This window comes from Flavobacterium sp. TC780 (genome assembly GCF_056783245.1).
Map to the genome: position 1 here is coordinate 1 of NZ_JBXBAV010000156.1, position 697 is coordinate 697.

Annotated in this window: 1 protein-coding gene; it reads left to right on the top strand. The window is 51.9% G+C overall.

Going from position 1 to position 697, the window contains the following annotated elements:
- The coding region (locus AC1RYN_RS17095) for a hypothetical protein (protein WP_481807900.1) at nucleotides 1-697 on the top strand (697 nt) is incomplete at both ends.

Below are 697 nucleotides of genomic sequence, written 5' to 3' on the forward strand. Positions count from 1 at the left end.
TGCGGATGATGGTGCAGGCAACAGCACAGTCCTCGACAACACAGGGACGACGGTTAAAAATGCTGCTGGTCAAGAAGCACTGTACGGTGCGGACAAAGCAGAACTGAAAGACGGTACTGACATCAACACCACGACTGCGAAAGGCAACACGGTGACTGATGGAACCAATACCAACACGACGACGGCTGGCAGTAACAGCATTAGCGATGGCACCTCGACGACGACAGTGGGTGCAGACAGCATCACAGTGGGTGCAGGTTCCAACCCAATCGTGATTAATGGCAAAGACGGTGTGATTACTGGCTTAACCAACACGACTTGGGATCCAGCAACCAACTATCCGGGTAGCAACCAAGCGGCAACCGAAGGCCAAGTCTCTGATGCGGTGGGTGGCTTAAAAGACACAGGTTTCAACATTACGACCCAAAACGTGGGTGCAGCAGCAACAGCGGCTGACAAAGTGAAACTTGGAGAAACAGTCAACTTCACCAATACCGACAAAAACTTGGTGGTGAGTACCAATGCGGACAACCAAGTGGTTTACGACTTGGCGAAAGCAATTCCCGTGACATCAGTTGAGACTGCGGATGATGGTGCAGGCAACAGCACAGTCCTCGACAACACAGGGACGACGGTTAAAAATGCTGCTGGCCAAGAAGCACTGTACGGTGCGGACAAAGCAGAACTGAAAGACGGT